Source organism: Polynucleobacter sp. IMCC 30228, from assembly GCF_021395205.1.
Lineage (GTDB): Bacteria > Pseudomonadota > Gammaproteobacteria > Burkholderiales > Burkholderiaceae > Polynucleobacter.
On sequence record NZ_JAJVCS010000003.1, the window covers coordinates 282,410 to 299,640 of the forward strand.

Consider the following 17,231-nt stretch of genomic DNA (forward strand, 5'->3'; position numbering starts at 1 on the left):
GTTTGTATCTCAACATCATATCGATAAAATTAATAAGAGCGCTAATTTCCTTTATAATATTAAAATGAGCAAAAAACTGATATGGATGATAGTTTCAATTTTAATAGTGTTTGTTTTAGTGAGCGTTGCAGCTCGAAGCTTCTGTGACGCAGCGCCAAATAGTGCAATTAGTTCATTTGTAGAAAAAAATATTCCCAAGCCAAACAACGTTGATATTAATGAATTAAGACGTATGTGGATAGTAGTTTTTTCTAAATTTTGTGCAACGACCAGTAACCGCTGATTGAAGTTAGCTTAGTTATGGGGCCTTACGCTGATTCGCAAAATTCTCCGCTCAACAAAATTGACATGACTACGACTTATTTTGTTGCACCATTAAAAAAATCAAATTAATTATCGGTATAGGCAAAGTAGGGGCCAGTGCCTGCATTGCTTGTTTTGCCAGATATGCCAACATAAACGGTTCGACCAAAGAAGAAGGGCAGACCCCAATCGAATGATTGGGCACCAGCGGCTGGTATGGGGCCGGCTAGATTATTAAATGCATGATTAGTAACGCCAAGATTATTTGCATTTGCAACTGAAAAATTTACCGTGCTTGTAGTATTGTTTTGTAATGTCATTGTAGCGGTATAAGTTTTGGTACTGGCAGGGCAGTATAAGCCTCCAACTGAACAGATCGATAATTCATTGCTATTACTTCCAGCTACAAAATAAAGGGCATTACTGCCACTATCAATATAGCTTTGCGAGTAAGCAATACCGTTAAAAATAGTTGTAAAGTAACCATTACTATTTGCGGGAATAAAGTTTGCCCCGTTTGATGCATTATTTGCTTGAGTGTCAATACCAAAAATGACTGACCCTGTGACTGTAGGTGCACCACTTGCACTGACTTGTGGCAAGCGAATTAAAAGCCCATTATTGTTTACCGCAAATGCAGCAATTGGATTTTGGATTTGATAATTGGGCGGTGGAGTAATTTCGCAAGCATTAGCCGCACTGGGAATGCAATTAAAGTAAGGGCCAGTGTCGTAGAGGGTGTTAGAGACTCCAATAATGCCATTTGCACCCATGGCAGCTGGAGTTTGATTAGTGGGTTGCCCATTGCTACATGCACTAGGAACAATGCCATTATTGCTATCATCAATGACCTGTATTGCCATTGAGCTCGCTAATTCACCTGCCATACGTATATCTGCAACTTTTACGGCACCCCATGTAACACCAGAGCCAAAAAGAGCGCATTCATAAATATTTGGTGATGGTAATCCCAAATTGAGCGACTTCACTGCCGAAGCAAAAATGCGTAAACCCTGAGATCCGGTATCGAGCATAATATTATGAATAGTTTTGCAGTTATATGTGCCTGGGTCGCAAATAGTAACGCTTACGAAGGGAATATTAGATTGACCATTTAGACCCTCTGCTATCGTTACACTAAGTGAATTTGCGGCTAATACTACGCTTTCATAGTCCGTGTTACGGCTGTTTGTTGGCGCGGTACTCGAAGTATTATTATTATCTCCACCGCAAGAAATAATGCTGATAGCAACGCCAATACTACATAAGCATTGCAGCTTAAAGCGAGAATAAATTGATTTCATGATTGATCGATTTATAATCGGCAGTTAGTAAGCATGCCCCACTCTAGCCCAATAATTTGCAAATTACATGCAGGTTTACCCTAAATTTAGACTAGAGAAATTTCTTTTTTAGCTTTAAAGGTTATTCAATTAAAAATATTTATTCTTTTTGTAGTTACTTATTGCTTAGTATCATGCTGCTTTTAACGGCATGTAAAAAAGAAGAGGGTAGCTTTCGCCTTTTATGTACTGGCGACTATTTGATTAAAAATTACTACACGGCAAATAATCAAACGGCTGAGGCTGAGAAAGTAAAGCGTCAAACGTTTGAATTTATTGATAAGAAGGCCAAGGGCTCAATACCATGCCAAATTTGGTCTGCAGAGCAGATTGAATGCGAAGAAATTAGCACTGCCTCATACGATGAACACGACTTTAAAGTGAAATACAATCGTACTACTGGCGTACTAAATGAATATAGCTTAATGAAGCGGGGTGAATACACTAGCGAGCAACGCTTTACTGGGCAGTGCATTACAGTTAGTAATAAAAAAATCTAGGATTAATATGAAATTAATTTTTAGCCTACTCTTTTCAGCATTGGTTTTGGTAGCATGCGCCAAAATACCAACGCAAAACTTAGATACATCTAAAAATAATGCGAAGACGTTTAATCAGGACATTGCTGATTGTCAATTGGCTTATCCCGAGCAAAACTCGGGAATTCATCATAAGCAATGGATTAACTGCATGGAATTAAAAGGTTGGCGCTAAATTTTGTTTGCTTGGGTTCTGGCTCAGGCCTGATTAGGCCCGAATTCTCAGCGCTGAATTAACTCTATTTTGTAGCCATCGGGGTCTACTACAAATGCGATTACTGTAGCACCTCCTTTTACGGGCCCAGCTTCGCGGGTAATGACCCCGCCAGCGGCTTTAATTTTTTCGCAGGCACCATAGGCATCTGGTACTTCGATGGCAATGTGGCCATAGGCCGTGCCCATTTCATAGCCTTCTACCCCGTGGTTATGGGTTAGTTCAATTTCTGCCTGGCCATCGGCGTTACCTTTACCAAAGCCTACAAAAGCCAATGAATAATGTTGGTCGGGGCGCTCGGTTGTACGCAATAGGTTCATACCCATGACTTGGGTATAAAAGTCGATCGATCGGGCTAGGTTACCGACTCGTAGCATGGTGTGGAGGATCATCATAGGAGACAATATACTGCGTTTATGACTACACCAATTAGATTAACTGAATATGCCCATGGCGGGGGTTGTGGGTGCAAAATTTCCCCCAGTTTATTAGCAACAATTTTGCGTGATGTACCTTTGCCATTGCCCAATCCTAAATTGCTGGTTGGGAATGAATCGGCGGACGATGCAGCGGTATACCTCCTGAATGATCAGCAAGCATTAATAGCTACCACTGATTTTTTTACACCTATTGTTGATGACCCCTTCGATTTTGGGCGCATTGCGGCTACGAATGCGCTTTCAGATATTTACGCCATGGGTGGTGAGCCAATTTTGGCTTTAGCCATTGTGGGAATGCCGATTGACAAATTGCCTGCGGAAACTATTGGGCGAATTCTGGCAGGGGGGCAAAGTGTTTGCTCTGCTGCGGGCATCACAATTGCTGGCGGCCATTCAATTGATACCCCCGAACCAATTTACGGCTTAGCGGTGATGGGCTTGGCGCATCCTCAGTTTGTTCGTAAAAATTGCAACGCCAAAGCAGGGGATAAATTAATATTAGCCAAACCACTAGGCATTGGTATTCTTTCTGCGGCCTTAAAAAATGCGGTGTTGAGTGATGATGCTTATGCTGAAATGCTGCGCTTGACGACGCAATTAAACAGTATTGGCGCAAGTATTGCGAAGTTGCAAGGCGTTACGGCCATGACCGATGTAACTGGCTTTGGTTTGGCAGGTCATGCTCTTGAGATGGCTCGGGGAGCTAATTTGATATTACAACTTGATTTTGCAGCTATTCCCTTGATTACTTTGGCAGTTGACTATCTTAAGCAGGGATATTCAACTGGTGCAAGCTTGCGCAATTGGCAAAGCTACGGTGGTGAGATAGCGCTTAGCAATGCAGTAGGCCATGAACAAGGGCTTTCAACTGCGCAAGTACAGACCCTGTTAACAGACCCTCAAACTAGTGGCGGACTGTTAATTAGTTGTACACCAGCTACTGCGCCACAGGTGCTGGCAACGCTAAATCAAGCGGGGTTTTGTGATGCTGGCCAAATAGGTCAATTTTTGACTAAGGAACCAGCCGCTGAGCTAAACAGCCCAGCCCCAGTAATGAAGCTAAAGGTTTATTGAATCTTTGCTTTTGCTCGTAGTTTTTTCATCATTTCAGCAAACTGCGCTTTTTGCCATGCTTCATCTGAAATAATCATTTGTTTAAGCTGATCTTTGACTTCATCAAAGCTAGGCACTTTTGCTTCGCGCGATTCATCGACTTTAATAATGTGCCAGCCAAATTGAGTTTTAACGGGCTTGTCGGTCATTTGGCCATTTTTTAAGCCCACCATGGCCTTAGAAAATTCAGGCACTAATGCTTTTTCGCCAACCCAACCTAAATCTCCGCCATTGGGGGCAGAGCCAGGATCTTTTGATTTTGCTTTAGCAATATCGGCAAACTTTGCGCCGCCTTTAATTTGAGCAATGATTGCTTTGGCATCGGCTTCTTTTTCGACCAAAATATGTTCGACGTGATATTCCTTGCCGCTGTATTGCGTTTTCATATTTTCATAAGCTGACTTTAAATCGGCCTCAGTAACCCCTTCCTTTTCGATGTACTCTTGAAATACTGCGGCAACGAGGACACCAGTCTTGGATTGCTCAATTTGTTCGCGTACATCAGGGCGTTGCGCAACCCCAGTTTTATCGGCTTCTTGCAAAATGAGTTCACGAGTGATGAGCATCTCGCGACCTTGTTCACGAATTTTAGGATCATCGCCTTGGCCTGATTTTTTAATTAAAGCGTCTAGCTGTGCCGAGGGAATAGCTTTGCCATTCACAATTGCGGCATTTTGTGCATGCGCTAGGGGTATGGCAAAAGCAAGACAAATGGCGGAAAAGAGTAGGGCAAGGGGGGGATTTGAGCGTGTAAATGACATGATCTTAAATGGCTTCTTCTGGGGTTAGGGCAACAATAGCTAAGGCGTGAATTTCAGTAGGAATGTGTTTCTGCAAAGCATCATACACCAGCCGGTGACGCGCTACGCGGGATAGACCGGTAAATTCTGGGGCAATTAAAGTGACGCGAAAATGGCCTCCACCACTTGCTGCACCAGCATGCCCCGCATGCATATGGCTTTCATCTTCAATGTGTAAATTAGTTATGACAAACGCCGCCTCTAGGTCGGCAGTAAATTGTTGGATGCGTAATTGATTTGGGGTCATGACTCGATATGCTTGCCAAGCCAAATACTTTGCAAAATAATGAAAACAACTAATAAACCCGTGCTGCCGAATAATTTAAAGTTGACCCAAGTATCTTCAGAAAATTGGAAAGCAACATACAGATTTAAAAAGCCCATTGCTAAAAAAAAGAGCACCCAAGCTAAGTTAAGCTTACCCCACAAGGTATTCGCATGCAATGGCTTAAGGGTAACCTGCTTACCCATGACAACTTGAATCCAATTTTTTTTAAAAAACTGCGCACTAATAAGTAGAACTGCAGCAAAGAGCCAATATAAAACGGTTGGTTTAAGTTGAATAAAAACTTTATTTTGTAGGAAGATAGTGAGGCCACCAAAGACGACAATCAATACTAAGCTAGCCCATTGCATGGCATCGATTTTACGGTGGCGATAATAAACCCAAAGAATTTGCACGATCGTTGCCACCATCGCCACAATAGTTGCTGCATAAATATCAGCAAATTTAAAAGTAATAAAAAATAAAATGACAGGAAATAAATCGAATAGAAATTTCATAAACTTTATTTCTTTTCTGTAATGGTTTGGGCATTTTGGCTAGGCTCAAACTTTAGTGATGCTGAATTGATGCAATAGCGTAAGCCAGTAGTATCGGTAGGACCATCATTAAATACGTGCCCTAAATGGGCGTCGCAATTGCCGCAACGCACTTCAGTACGCGTCATGCCATGGGTTGTGTCTTTGTGTTCGACGATAGCCTCTGCAACCATTGGCGCATCATAGCTAGGCCAACCGCAACCTGCATCGAATTTACTGCTCGAAACAAATAAGGGGGTGCCACAACATACGCATTTGTATTCGCCTTGGTTCCAGTGATCCCAATACTTACCAGTAAAAGGGGCTTCAGTAGCGGCTTGGCGAGTGACGCGATATTCAATATCACTTAACTCTTTTTTATATTCTGCATCAGTTTTCTTCATATCAATATCTCACTTTAAGAGGAGCAACTTACCGCAATGGCATTCAATTCGGGTGGGGGAGGTTGGGCATAAGCATCATATTCTAATTGCTCATCATACGGCTTACGCAAAATAGTGGCTAAGCGTGTTAATTCCGAAAAATCATCTGCTTGCGCTGCTTCGATAGCTGCTTGCGCTAAATGATTGCGCAGGATGAATTTGGGGTTAACTAGATTCATGCGTTGTTGGCGTTTTTGATCGTTGCTGTGTTCTTGCTGTAAGCGTGTTCGGTAGTGTTCAAGCCAGACATCAAAACCAGCGCGGTTCAAAAATAGGTCTCGTAAGGGGCTATTTTGATTGTTACTAGGTAGCGCACTGAGGTCGCCTAGATGTCGAAAAAATGTCGTGAAATCAATTTGGTTATCGTGCATTAATTGCAGTAAGGCCTCAATTAAAGCTACATCTTCAGATTGGATCTCAAGTAAACCTAGCTTTGCGCGAAAATGCCTCTCCCATGCGGTTTGATAAAGATCGGGATAAAGCGCAAGTGCGCTGCGTAGGGTGGTTTGCGCTGCATTGCTTAAGTCTGCTTCAGACTGAGTTGGGTTAGCTTGCTTTAATTCTTGCTCTATTAAGGGCAGCATTGCACTGGCAAGGCAGGCCATATTCCAGTGCAAAATTTGGGGTTGGCGCTGATAGCTGTAACGACCTCCCGCATCGGAATGATTGCAAATATGATTGATTTGAAATTGATCGAGAAAGCCAAACGGGCCGTAATCCATAGTTAAACCTAGCAAGCTAGTGTTATCTGTATTCAGTACCCCATGACAGAAACCAACCGCCTGCCATTGCGCTGCGAGTTCTGCGGTGCGAGCTGAAATTGCTTTAAATAAATCTAAATAGGGCGTTGTTGAGTCTGCACAAGCGGGATAGAAGTTACGAATTAAATCATCAGCAAGTATTTGTAGCTCTGCGTGCATTTGTAAGGAAGCGAAATGTTCGAAATGCCCAACGCGTAAAAAACTGGGGGCTAAGCGCGTACAGACTGCAGCAGTTTCAAGGGTTTCGCGTACCACTGTTTTTTTTGAGCCGACTACCGCTAAAGCACGGGTAGTGGGAATACCCAGGGCATGCATCGCTTCGCTACACAGATATTCACGTATAGAAGAGCGCAGTACTGCGCGGCCATCACCCATGCGGGAATAGGGTGTTTTGCCAGCGCCCTTCAGTTGGATTTCTTGCCCTTGAATATCGCCCAATAAAATTGCCCGGCCATCGCCAAGCTGGCCTGCCCACATGCCAAATTGATGACCGCTATACGCAGTTGCCGTGGGCTCGCTGAATTGCCGATCGGCTACTTCTAAGGTGTTACCGGCTAATACTTGCAGCCATGCAGGGTCGCTTGGCAAGTGATCGGACGTGAGATTCAAGCCGATGAGTTTTGCCGCATCGGTAGAAAAAGCGACCCAATAGGGGTCGGGTAAAGGGGTAGGGGTGACGGTTTGCTTAACTGCTTCACCGCATAAAATAAATGCCATGCAATGGACTCTAGCTTAACTTGAGCCTTTTTGCTGACCGCGCTAGAAAGCCTTATGCTATTGTGAATTTGGAGACCCTATGACCACTGATGCTAATTTAACTGCCATTTCTAGCCAGCTAGCCCACTTAGGCGAAGAGCTGGATGTGCCATTCCTTAAATTATTAGGAGTACGCATTTTAAAAGCCGAAATGGGTCGTGGCGAAATTTTGCTCGCCTTACGGCCCGAGCATCAAAATACTTGGAATGTTGCGCATGGCGGCGTTTTACTAACGCTAATGGATGTGGCGATGGCCGTTGCAGCCCGTTCAGCAGATCCAGGCGATCGTAGTGTAGTAACAATTGAACTGAAGAATAATTTTTTGCAAGCGGCTAAGGGTATTTTGCGGGTGAAGGCAGATACCGTGCATGCCACCGCCACCATGGCATTTTGTGAGGCAAAGTTATACGATGATCAAGGGGCTATTTGTTGTATGGCTACAGGCACATTCAAGTTTCTTAAGCGCTTACCAACCCGTAATGCGCAGGGCGAACGGGTGATTGAAGTGGACGAACGTAAAGCGTAAGTGAGCGCTAGACCGAGAGGTTTGAACCCGAGGCTCCGATTAAGCCGCCCGTAACGACATCATGGCCAATCGTACCCTTGGCATCGAAGCGACGCTCAACCATTTCAAATGCGCCATCATGACGAACCCTTAAGATGGTGCTTGAGCGCGTGCCGTAATTTGGGGTCTGTATGAAAGCAGCTGACAAAGCCTTTTCCCATTCCATATTGACCCCAGTACTCGGTAATTCTTGATCACTAGCCTGATGTGTATCGGCTAGCAAACGCAGATAGGGGTCGACATTTTTTAATTCGCCTTGATCCATTGCTAAGGCTTGTGCAAATGCGGCAATCCGATGATTGACTTTAGGCCAAGGGGTATCAAGCATGGCATTTGATAGTCCATACACACCAGCATCTAAGGCTTGTTTAGGATAGGTTTTGCGGGGTCGAATCGATTTGCCCATCATTAAGCGGTTACTAACCCAGTGCATTTCAGCATTAACGGGATCACTTAGATCAGCCATTAGTAAGTTAAAGCCGTTATATTGATCAAATTGTTTAGCGTGGTGTTCAATGAATGTATCAGGTCGATTGGCATTATTGAGGAATAACATCGGTAACTCACCGCGGGTTCTGGCATCAAGCCTTTTTTCACTCGGCGCTCTTACGTTAGTCAGCGCGGCAAAGCGACCTGTTTTAGTGAAGCCAAACCAAGTACCAGGATTACCAAGGACATCTGCGCGATCGCGGCCCGCTAAAAGATGCGGTTTTTCTGGCCACCAAGCCATTTTTTCGGTATCGCGTTCATAAAATTCATCGCGATTAGCAGCCACGACTAAAGCGTATTTAGGGTGAGATTTCCAAGCGAATAAAATGAGGCACATAACGATAATATGCCAGATTAAATTTCTAGCAAGGGGTAAGGCAATTTTTCCCCCAAAAATAACAGTGGCCCATTCGCCGTGCCCAAATGTAAATGCTCGGTAGGAATTGCGAGCGTGCTATGAACTAACTCGGACTTACATTCGATCTGAAAACAGACCTGCTCTGCATTAAATGGATTGGGGGCAGATAGAACCGCCATTCCAGCAGGCTGGGTAGGATCTTGAGAATGAAAAATTTCTACCCCTGGTTGCACAAGGGCGGGGCTCACTTTCAGTGATTTGCTATCACTATAGGCTAAGTACAAACGCCGTTTGATAACTCCGCGATATTGGCTACGTGCGACAATTTCTTGGCCGGGATAACAACCCTTTTTAAAATCAACGCCATACACCGATTCAAAATTAATCATTTGCGGCACAAATTGATCTTGAGTGGACAACACAATGCGCGGTATAGCGCTCATGACTTCAAGAAAGTTCCACATGTCAGCAGCGTGATTTGCACATTCAATAGAACTCGGCTCGCTAGGAGTTACGGGAATAGCCATTAGAGAACGGGTAAAAGAAAGTCTGAGATCTTCAGCCATGATTTGAGAAGGGGGCAGCGATAAAATCACTGCCTCATTTGGAAGCCCTAGAGCGCTACCAGGGTTGAGGTTCCCCTCGCCTAGCTGTTGCCAACTGCCTTTAATTAGCCATTCATTGCTCACGTCACGCACTTGTACTTTAGCGCGTAAGACATACATGGCCAAACGTTTCGCAAAAGCAGCAGCAATATCCTTCGAAAGAAATAAAAAATAGCTTGGCTCTGCGGCTTGCTGCAAAATTAGCCAGCCACTTGCTAATAAACGGCCTTTAGGGGTGCAGTAGCCCATGAGCCGAACTTCTTGAGGTCCTGTCGCCACCTTGCCTGGTGGTATCGCTGTTAAGCCCTCGACGGAATTGGTAAGTTGATTTTGCAAAAAATGGCTGGCATCTAGCCCTTGAATACAGATTAAGCCCCACTGATCTAAAGTAGCAGAGCCAGCGGCAAGGGTTGGGTTATTTATTGAGGAAAGAGTCATTCTGCTTTTATCATAGCCTGATGCACAAAAAATGTCCTAAAAGCAATTATTTCAAATCGATTGCTTTAATTCTGCTGGTCTTGTTGATTTTATTTTATGTGAACATATTTACCTTTGGCCTTGTGCCCACGCGCGCGCAATTTACCGGTGGGGCAGCCCAAGAGCCATGGCGCATTCGGATCGCGCCGCAATCGGGGGTGCACAGCATTGCCAAACAGCTGCAGGCACAGGGCATTGGCGTAAATCCTTGGTTTTTTCAACTCGCCGCTCGCGCTCTTTGGGTCGGTGCTAAATTAAAGCCTGGGACTTATTTATTTCCAGTGGGCGCAAGCACCAGTGACGTTTTATTGCAAATGGCGCGGGGTGATCGGGTGCGTGAAACCCTTAGCATTATTCCAGGAATGACGATTTGGCAACTGCGTGCTGTCATTGATGCTAATCCAGCCTTAGACCATCAAACGCAAGGCTTAAATAATCAAGCATTGTTGAAGAAATTAAATCTCAATTATCCCAGCGGCGAGGGACTTTTTTACCCCGATACCTATGTGTTTGATCCCGGCGAAAGTGATTTAATCATTTATCAACTAGCGGCTAGTGCAATGCAAAAACAATTGCAGTTGGCATGGCAGCAACGTACCCCTCAAATTGCCGTGTCCAACCCCTATGCCTTATTAATTTTGGCTTCCATTATTGAAAAAGAAACTGGTCAAGCCGCTGATCGTGGCTTAGTTGCAGCGGTATTCGATAATCGCCTGCGAAAGGGTATGCTGCTTCAAACTGATCCAACCGTCATCTATGGCATAGGCCCAAAATTTGATGGGAATTTACGTAAATCGGATTTGCGCCGCGACAATCCCTACAATACTTATATGCGCCGCGGATTACCCCCAACCCCTATTGCTATGCCCAGTCGAGAGTCGCTATTTGCAGCTGCTGGGCCCGCTAAGAGTAGTGCGCTTTATTTTGTGGCCAAAGGCGATGGCAGCAGCTATTTTTCAACTTCCCTACCTGAGCACGAACGCGCTGTAACCCAATATCAACGATTGCCAGCAAAAGCGGCAACTACCTTACCCAGTAAACCGTAATTTCACTAGACCACCATTATTTTTACCCGCATGCAGAATCAACCTGGTTTTTTTATAAGCTTTGAAGGCATCGATGGCGCCGGTAAAAGCACGCACATTGAAGCGTATGCCAATTTTTTACGTGCTAAATTTCCGGCACGTAAGGTGCTAGTTACCCGTGAGCCTGGTGGCACCACTTTGGGCGAGCAATTAAGAATGCTGCTACTCGATGCACCAATGGATCTTGAAACAGAAGCCTTGTTGATGTTTGCGGCTCGGCGAGAGCATTTAGCCCAGATCATCGAACCGGCCCTTGCGGCGGGAAAAATTGTTATTTCAGATCGTTTTACCGATGCCAGCTTTGCTTACCAAAGTGGGGGGAGGGGCTTAAGCGTTGAAAAACTCAGCCAACTCGAACAATGGGTACAAAGCAGGGCAGGGAAGCTCTTGCAGCCTAATCTGACTTTCTTATTTGATTTGCCCAGTGAAGTTGCAGAAGCGAGGCGCTCACAGGCAAGAACGCCAGATAAATTTGAACGTCTGGACCTCGCCTTTTTTGAACGCGTTCGCCAAGAGTATCTGCGGCGTGCAGGAGCAGAACCTGAGCGTTTTCGTGTTTTAGATGCGCGCGACACCCCTGAGGTAATCTGGAAAAAGCTTCAAAATATTGATGTAAATATATGATTTATATGCATAATTTTATTATTAATTTTAACTATAATAGCTAACAATGAATAAAAGCTATGAGCCTTAATCAACCCATTGCTCCTTGGCTACAAGGCCTATGGGGCGAATTACCTTTCGCCGCCTTTCCCCATGCAGTGCTTATTTATGGGCAAGCAGGTATTGGCAAATATGATTTTGCGATCCATCTTGCCCAAGCCTTATTGTGTGAATGCGCAGAACCCAATATTAGTAAGCCTTGCCAGCAATGTGAGGCATGTCGGTGGTTTGCCACTGGCAATCACCCCGATTTCATGGCGCTCGTTCCTGAAATACAGCATAAGTATTTGCCCCAAGCAGCACTCGAAGGCGGTCAAGCCGATGCACCAGTGCGAACTACTAAAGCCCGCGATGATGAAGCCGATGCGGAAGCGACCGATAAAAAAGAAAAGCGTTTTATTGCTATCGCTGAAGCACGTAGCGTTATTAGCTCATTGGGGCTCGGTAGCCACCGAGGAGGTAATCGGGTGATCTTAGTTTCGCCCCTGGAGCAATTAAAGCCCGATGCAGCCAATACCTTACTTAAGTCTTTGGAAGAGCCGCCACCCCAAACTATTTTTATTTTAGTGGCCGCTAGACTTGATCGGGTTCTGCCAACCATTCGCTCGCGCTGCCGACTCTTGCAAGCACCAAAGCCTGAGCGCGCCATTGGGCTTAGTTGGCTGCAAAATAAACTCGCTACCGAAAAACTCAACGCAATATCTACAGCTGAAATAGAGGCGCTTTATGATGAATTCGGCGGTGCCCCATTTACCGTTTATGAAACCCTGCTAGCTAGAAGTAGTGAAGACGAAAAAGATGAGTTGCTGCTGGGTGCCTTGGCCACAAAAAGTTTGTTACAGGGCCTAGCAAATGGAATTCAGATTGATTGGCTTAGTATTGCCGAAAAAATTCATAAAGCGCCTGTTCCCATTTTATTAATCACTTTGCAACGCTGGTGTGCAGACCTACAAGGGCTTTCGCAAGCGAATGTGGTGCGTTATTACCCTAAGCACACTGAGGTCTTGAAGGTGCTAGCCAAGCAAGTGCGTCTAGTAAAATTAATGCGCTGGTGGAAAATGCTCTTACAAGCTCGGCGCCATGAAAATCATCCCCTTGCTACGCGCATACAAATGGAAGCCTTGTTGCTGCAATACCAAAATATTTTTAGCGATTGAACTATCAAAATATGTTGATTGGCCCTGATGTTTATTGATTCACATTGTCATCTTGATTTTCCTGAATATCGTGATCGCATGCCTGAGGTGTTGGCTAATATGGCTGCTGCCGGGGTTAGTCATGCGCTCTGTATTTCAGTTGATTTACCTGATTTTCCTGCCGTTAAGGCCTTGGCCGAAACCTATGCGCATCTATACGCATCGGTAGGGGTGCATCCTGATTATGAAAATACCCCCGAACCAACTGAAGATTTCTTGGTAGCGGAAGCAGAGCACCCAAAGATAATTGCCCTGGGAGAAACGGGCTTAGATTATTACCGTAGCGGAGAGCGCACCTATGATTCGATGGAATGGCAGCGCCAACGCTTTCGCATCCATATTCGGGCGGCCATACGGGCCAATAAACCCCTCATTATTCATACCCGCTCTGCCGCAGAAGATACGCTGCGCATTATGCAAGAGGAGGGAGCAGGGCGCGTTGGCGGGGTGATGCATTGCTTTACCGAGAGTACGGCAGTGGCACTAGCTGCCATTGAAATGGGGTTTTACATCTCTTTTTCAGGAATTGTGACCTTCAAAAATGCTAAGGATCTGCAAGAAACCTGCCGTCAGTTGCCCTTAGAGCATATGTTAATTGAGACCGATTCGCCGTATTTAGCGCCTGTTCCCCATCGCGGTAGAACCAATGAGCCAGCTTGGGTAGCCGATGTGGGCCGCTTTGTTGCGCACCTGAAAGGGGTTTCAGTTGAGACCGTAGCACAGCAAACGTCCAGTAATTTTTTTCATTGTTTTCAGTTAGATAGACCATAAATATGCAGTTAAATGTCACTATTTTTCGTAAGCCATTTTTGCTGCCGTCGTTGCGGCTGTTGGGCTGCTTGAGCTTGTATTTTGCTTTGGGCCTAGGAATGCCGATTTATTCCCTGGCTCAAACCCCAGTTTATGAGCTTGATGCCATTAAGGCAGCTAAATTTAATGATGTGAGGGGGATGACAGCGTTGTTACAGCAAGGTTTAATTAGTCCTAATATGCGCGATGCCAAGGGCACACCCCTGTTAATACTGGCTTTAGACGACCGTTCTATTGAAGTTTTGTATCTTTTAATGGATTCACCAGAAATTAATATCGATGCCACTAATCGAAATGGTGAAACCACCCTAATGATGGCCGCGATCTTTGGGTTAATGCCTGAAGTGAAGTATTTGGTTGAAAATAAAGCGGCGATCTTTAATCAATCTGGGTGGACGCCATTGCATTACGCGGCATCATCTGGTCAAACAGATATTGCTACCTATTTACTTGAGCAAGGCGCGCTAGTGAATGCACTTTCTGAAAGCAATACAACGCCCTTAATGATGGCCGTGCGTTCTGGCAATATAGAAACCGTAAGCGTCTTGCTCAAGAACGGCGCTGATATGCAAATAGTGAATCATCAGGGCTTTACGGCGATTGATGTAGCTGATTTCTTTGGGCAACGCGAAATTAGTGAAGGGCTTTCAAGTCGCTGGCAGAAGCTTTATAAGCAAAAATATACCCATATGGTGGCGCTGCCGCAGAGTAAGTAACATGGGCTTAGCCTAATCTATTATGCGTATAATCATTATTATGTCAAATAAGAAATAGATCTTCTTTTAATCCCGCCTAACCCTTACCTTCACTGCCACTGCTCATGCCTGAGTTTCTAAGCAATCTTCCCAATATTGTTCATCTATGGAATGAGATTGCTGTTGATTTGGTTAGGCCTGAAATGAAGTTTATGATTTTTGTGGCCGTGCTGGTAGTGTTAATCCATGGCATGCTTGTACTGCTGATCATGACGGCCTTTCATCAGATCAATAAACACAATATTAATCGTTACCAAAAACAAGTGGATGTCTTGGTCTATTTCTCAGTTATTTTATTGATCTTTGTAAGTCATTTACTGGATATCTTTATTTGGACCTATGCCATGGTTAACCTAGAGGTCTTCCCCAGCACTTTAAAAACCTTTTATTTTGCGGGGGAAATGTATACCAATTTAGACCATAACGACCCCAGCTTTAAGCTCGGGCCAAATTGGAATATGTTGCCCATTTTGCTGTCCTTTTCGGGCTTATTTGCAGTGGCCATTTCTGGGTCAGCGCTCTACACCTTATTAGTATCCACCTTTACCAGGCCAAATAAAGATGAATAACACCCTAAATTAATGGACCTACTAAACTACCTGCCTTCGCTGACTGAGCTATTTAAGCAAATATATATAGATATCGGCAATCAGCAAATCTATTGGATATTAGGTTTCGTTGGTTTGATGCTGACTTTTCATGGCGTCTATGTACTGCTCGTCGTTATTTGTTTTAATGCTATTCGCAGTTGGCTAGTAGATAACTATCGCATTGCCGGCCATTATATTTATGGCTTTCGGTTAGCCGCCTTTGTGGCTTATTTTGTCGCTATTGTGCTGATTATTTTAGGGCATCTGATGGACATTGTGCTGTGGACTTACGCCCTAATTCCACTCAATATTTTTCCCTCGAATCCAGAAACATTTTATTTTGCTGGCGAAATGTATGTCACCGTAGGATTTGGCGGCTTTGAGCTTGCTAAGAGCTGGCGAATACTACCGATTGTGATTGCCTTCTCGGGCATCTTCGCCGCCTCGATGTCGGGAGCAGCTTTGTTCAATATGCTGGGTACTCTAATAAGCCGGCGCACTAACTCAGCTAAAAGTGCCGATATTAATCTGCCCGCTGCTTAAATACCAATTCAAACACCCTGCCATTCGCCTCTAAGGTACGAACACGGCCAGGTAGCCATTCCAAATCTTTTGCTAACCAAATATCGACCTGCCGTTTATATGGATCGCTGGCCCTTTGAATTAAGCGATAGTGACGAACTGCTGTTTGACCTAAGGAAGGAATTGCATCTGATTTCAACTCTTCGCCAAAACTCAGAAATTGCCACATTTCAAGTGTGTTGTAATCGACCACGGGAATTTCGCGCACGACCCCTGCTTCATCAATCTTTTCGCTGCCATTGAGTAAAGAAGCTAGCTGAAACATCAAGCTAAAACGATCTTGGGTACCAGGCAAAATATCGGGAGTAAATTCAGGCTTTTCAGTAAAAAACATTTTCCCCCCACCTTTATCGTCACGATCAAAACGCGAGTACCGAGGTGGTTTTTCACCACGCTGAGTCCAATAAATGGCTGGTGCTAGACCATATTTATCAACCACGCCGCGCGACTCGAAAACAAACGGGCCAACAAAGGCAAACGGCACATTAATATAAAGCCGATATCCACCGTCATTAACAACCCAATCAACTCTTCCAGTTTGGTTTATTTGTCCATCGGCATACGCATCATAAAAAAGGGTAGCCGAGCTGGGTAAGCGAAAAGCCTGCCCTTTTTGACTTACGCCACCCTCCTCTCCTTCTGTTTCAGTACCGCTAGGGCTTGAGCTAATAGATGAATTACCGCTTGATGAGACGGTGGGGGCGAGCTTTTTCTTTTGTCCGCGTTTAATTTCAATAGGCTGAACCTTTTCAACTTTTAGAACAGCTTGAATAGTTTGTTCTTCTGGCGTAGCAAGCTGATTGCCAAAAGAAATAAAAGGTAAGCCAATAAATATAATAAAGTGCGCAACTAAAGAGATTAATAGTGCGCCTAATAGAACTCTTAATCCCAGAAAGCACCTTCCAGCAAGCGACTTTCTTTAGGTAATTTAGCAGCCAAAAAATCCATTTGATCAGCCAAAATATTGCGGCCTTTTAAAATCATATCTTCGTATAAGCTAGGTGTGTATGGGGCATACAGCAAGCTCATACCAGAACCTTCAGGGGTGCGATTGCCTTTGCGTTGATTGCAAGGCCGACAGGCGATGACTAAATTCATCCACGCATATTTGCCACCACGACTGTTCGGAATAATATGCTCTGCTTCAGCATCATTTTCTGTAACGCCCTGCCCGCAATATGCACATAGCCCGCGATCACGCCTAAATAACTTGCGTTTGGTAATTGCAGGAATCACATCAAAAAGATTAATGCGTGCAGAGCCCTTGACGGCTAAAATAGAGTGCAACTCAATGATAGATTGCTGACCAGTAAGGCGAGAAATACCCCCGCGCATGACTGCAATTGGGTCACCCAGTGTCCATAAGACACTTTTATCGGCGTAATGCTTAGTAGCCTCTTCAGCATTCACCCAACATTGGGGAATGCCACCAGCATCTAACTTCAAAATACTAAGCACAACAGCTCCTTTCTGCGATTCGCTTGCATTAAGGTAAGACCCTTAAAAACGAACCTTCGCCCCTATCTTACAGAAAAGTGGTGGC

22 protein-coding genes are annotated in these 17,231 nt (G+C 44.6%); 11 read left to right on the plus strand and 11 right to left on the minus strand.

Annotated elements, in window-relative coordinates; all coding sequences use genetic code 11:
* Positions 1-389 precede the first annotated feature (389 nt).
* The gene (locus tag LZT21_RS07190; protein ID WP_233990016.1) at positions 390-1,607 is read right to left on the minus strand and encodes a DUF3443 family protein; all 1,218 of its coding nucleotides are present in this window, start codon (positions 1,605-1,607) and stop codon (positions 390-392) included.
* A 173-nt stretch (positions 1,608-1,780) separates the two neighbouring features.
* Between LZT21_RS07190 and LZT21_RS07195 the strand changes: the two genes are divergently transcribed.
* Entirely contained in the window at positions 1,781-2,146 is a 366-nt protein-coding gene (locus LZT21_RS07195; protein WP_233923477.1) for a hypothetical protein, read from the plus strand.
* A 7-nt stretch (positions 2,147-2,153) separates the two neighbouring features.
* Entirely contained in the window at positions 2,154-2,360 is a 207-nt protein-coding gene (locus tag LZT21_RS07200; RefSeq protein ID WP_233923476.1) for a hypothetical protein, read from the plus strand.
* Positions 2,361-2,407: 47 nt separating this feature from the next.
* Here the strand turns inward: LZT21_RS07200 and gloA are convergent, their stop codons facing one another.
* Positions 2,408-2,794: a lactoylglutathione lyase gene (gloA, locus tag LZT21_RS07205; protein WP_233923475.1), complete on the minus strand. Its 387-nt coding sequence runs from the start codon at positions 2,792-2,794 to the stop codon at positions 2,408-2,410.
* A gap of 21 nt (positions 2,795-2,815) precedes the next feature.
* Between gloA and selD the strand changes: the two genes are divergently transcribed.
* Positions 2,816-3,913: a selenide, water dikinase SelD gene (selD, locus tag LZT21_RS07210; RefSeq protein ID WP_233923474.1), complete on the plus strand. Its 1,098-nt coding sequence runs from the start codon at positions 2,816-2,818 to the stop codon at positions 3,911-3,913.
* On the opposite strand, the gene LZT21_RS07215 is transcribed toward selD, so the two are convergent.
* The 5 genes from LZT21_RS07215 to LZT21_RS07235 are packed head-to-tail and all read right to left on the minus strand — an operon-like array spanning position 3,907 to position 7,474.
* Positions 3,907-4,713, minus strand: coding sequence for a peptidylprolyl isomerase (locus LZT21_RS07215; protein ID WP_233923473.1), 807 nt, complete (start codon positions 4,711-4,713; stop codon positions 3,907-3,909). The genes selD and LZT21_RS07215 overlap by 7 nt on opposite strands.
* A gap of 4 nt (positions 4,714-4,717) precedes the next feature.
* Positions 4,718-4,999 (minus strand): BolA family transcriptional regulator, encoded by a 282-nt coding sequence (locus LZT21_RS07220; RefSeq protein ID WP_233923472.1) that lies wholly within the window; start codon positions 4,997-4,999, stop codon positions 4,718-4,720.
* Positions 4,996-5,535: a septation protein A gene (locus LZT21_RS07225; protein ID WP_233923471.1), complete on the minus strand. Its 540-nt coding sequence runs from the start codon at positions 5,533-5,535 to the stop codon at positions 4,996-4,998. Before LZT21_RS07225 ends, LZT21_RS07220 begins: the two co-directional genes overlap by 4 nt.
* A 5-nt stretch (positions 5,536-5,540) precedes the next feature.
* Positions 5,541-5,963: a peptide-methionine (R)-S-oxide reductase MsrB gene (gene msrB / locus LZT21_RS07230; protein ID WP_233923729.1), complete on the minus strand. Its 423-nt coding sequence runs from the start codon at positions 5,961-5,963 to the stop codon at positions 5,541-5,543.
* Between the two features lie 8 nt (positions 5,964-5,971).
* On the minus strand, positions 5,972-7,474 hold the full coding sequence (locus tag LZT21_RS07235) for a YdiU family protein (RefSeq protein WP_233990018.1): 1,503 nt from the start codon (positions 7,472-7,474) through the stop codon (positions 5,972-5,974).
* A gap of 79 nt (positions 7,475-7,553) precedes the next feature.
* On the opposite strand from LZT21_RS07235, the gene LZT21_RS07240 reads away from it, so the two are divergent.
* On the plus strand, positions 7,554-8,039 hold the full coding sequence (locus tag LZT21_RS07240) for a PaaI family thioesterase (RefSeq protein WP_233923469.1): 486 nt from the start codon (positions 7,554-7,556) through the stop codon (positions 8,037-8,039).
* Between the two features lie 7 nt (positions 8,040-8,046).
* Here the strand turns inward: LZT21_RS07240 and LZT21_RS07245 are convergent, their stop codons facing one another.
* Together LZT21_RS07245 and LZT21_RS07250 are read right to left on the minus strand one after the other, a co-directional pair.
* Positions 8,047-8,904 (minus strand): NRDE family protein, encoded by an 858-nt coding sequence (locus LZT21_RS07245; RefSeq protein WP_233923468.1) that lies wholly within the window; start codon positions 8,902-8,904, stop codon positions 8,047-8,049.
* A gap of 17 nt (positions 8,905-8,921) precedes the next feature.
* Positions 8,922-9,968 carry a folate-binding protein YgfZ gene (locus tag LZT21_RS07250; RefSeq protein WP_233990020.1) on the minus strand — a complete coding sequence of 349 codons (1,047 nt, stop codon included), beginning with the start codon at positions 9,966-9,968 and terminating at the stop codon, positions 8,922-8,924.
* 20 nt (positions 9,969-9,988) lie between these two features.
* Between LZT21_RS07250 and mltG the strand changes: the two genes are divergently transcribed.
* From mltG to LZT21_RS07285, 7 genes are all read left to right on the plus strand, one after another.
* On the plus strand, positions 9,989-11,053 hold the full coding sequence (gene mltG, locus LZT21_RS07255; RefSeq protein ID WP_233990022.1) for an endolytic transglycosylase MltG: 1,065 nt from the start codon (positions 9,989-9,991) through the stop codon (positions 11,051-11,053).
* A 30-nt stretch (positions 11,054-11,083) separates the two neighbouring features.
* A complete protein-coding gene (gene tmk / locus LZT21_RS07260) occupies positions 11,084-11,716 on the plus strand; it encodes a dTMP kinase (protein WP_233923465.1) in 633 nt (210 codons plus the stop codon).
* Positions 11,717-11,775: 59 nt separating this feature from the next.
* Positions 11,776-12,912: a DNA polymerase III subunit delta' gene (locus tag LZT21_RS07265; protein ID WP_233937617.1), complete on the plus strand. Its 1,137-nt coding sequence runs from the start codon at positions 11,776-11,778 to the stop codon at positions 12,910-12,912.
* 27 nt (positions 12,913-12,939) lie between these two features.
* Complete coding sequence (locus tag LZT21_RS07270) at positions 12,940-13,722, plus strand: TatD family hydrolase (protein ID WP_233990024.1); 783 nt, start codon at positions 12,940-12,942, stop codon at positions 13,720-13,722.
* A 2-nt stretch (positions 13,723-13,724) separates the two neighbouring features.
* Positions 13,725-14,477 (plus strand): ankyrin repeat domain-containing protein, encoded by a 753-nt coding sequence (locus LZT21_RS07275; RefSeq protein WP_233990028.1) that lies wholly within the window; start codon positions 13,725-13,727, stop codon positions 14,475-14,477.
* A 104-nt stretch (positions 14,478-14,581) separates the two neighbouring features.
* Positions 14,582-15,085, plus strand: a complete 504-nt coding sequence (locus tag LZT21_RS07280) for a hypothetical protein (RefSeq protein ID WP_233923461.1) — start codon at positions 14,582-14,584, stop codon at positions 15,083-15,085.
* Positions 15,086-15,097: 12 nt separating this feature from the next.
* A complete protein-coding gene (locus LZT21_RS07285) occupies positions 15,098-15,649 on the plus strand; it encodes a transporter (protein ID WP_233990030.1) in 552 nt (183 codons plus the stop codon).
* Here the strand turns inward: LZT21_RS07285 and LZT21_RS11930 are convergent.
* Together LZT21_RS11930 and LZT21_RS07295 are read right to left on the minus strand one after the other, a co-directional pair.
* A complete protein-coding gene (locus tag LZT21_RS11930; RefSeq protein WP_370634804.1) occupies positions 15,630-16,172 on the minus strand; it encodes a hypothetical protein in 543 nt (180 codons plus the stop codon). The genes LZT21_RS07285 and LZT21_RS11930 overlap by 20 nt on opposite strands.
* A gap of 398 nt (positions 16,173-16,570) precedes the next feature.
* Entirely contained in the window at positions 16,571-17,146 is a 576-nt protein-coding gene (locus LZT21_RS07295) for an HNH endonuclease (protein WP_233923459.1), read from the minus strand.
* Between the last annotated feature and the right edge of the window lie 85 nt (positions 17,147-17,231).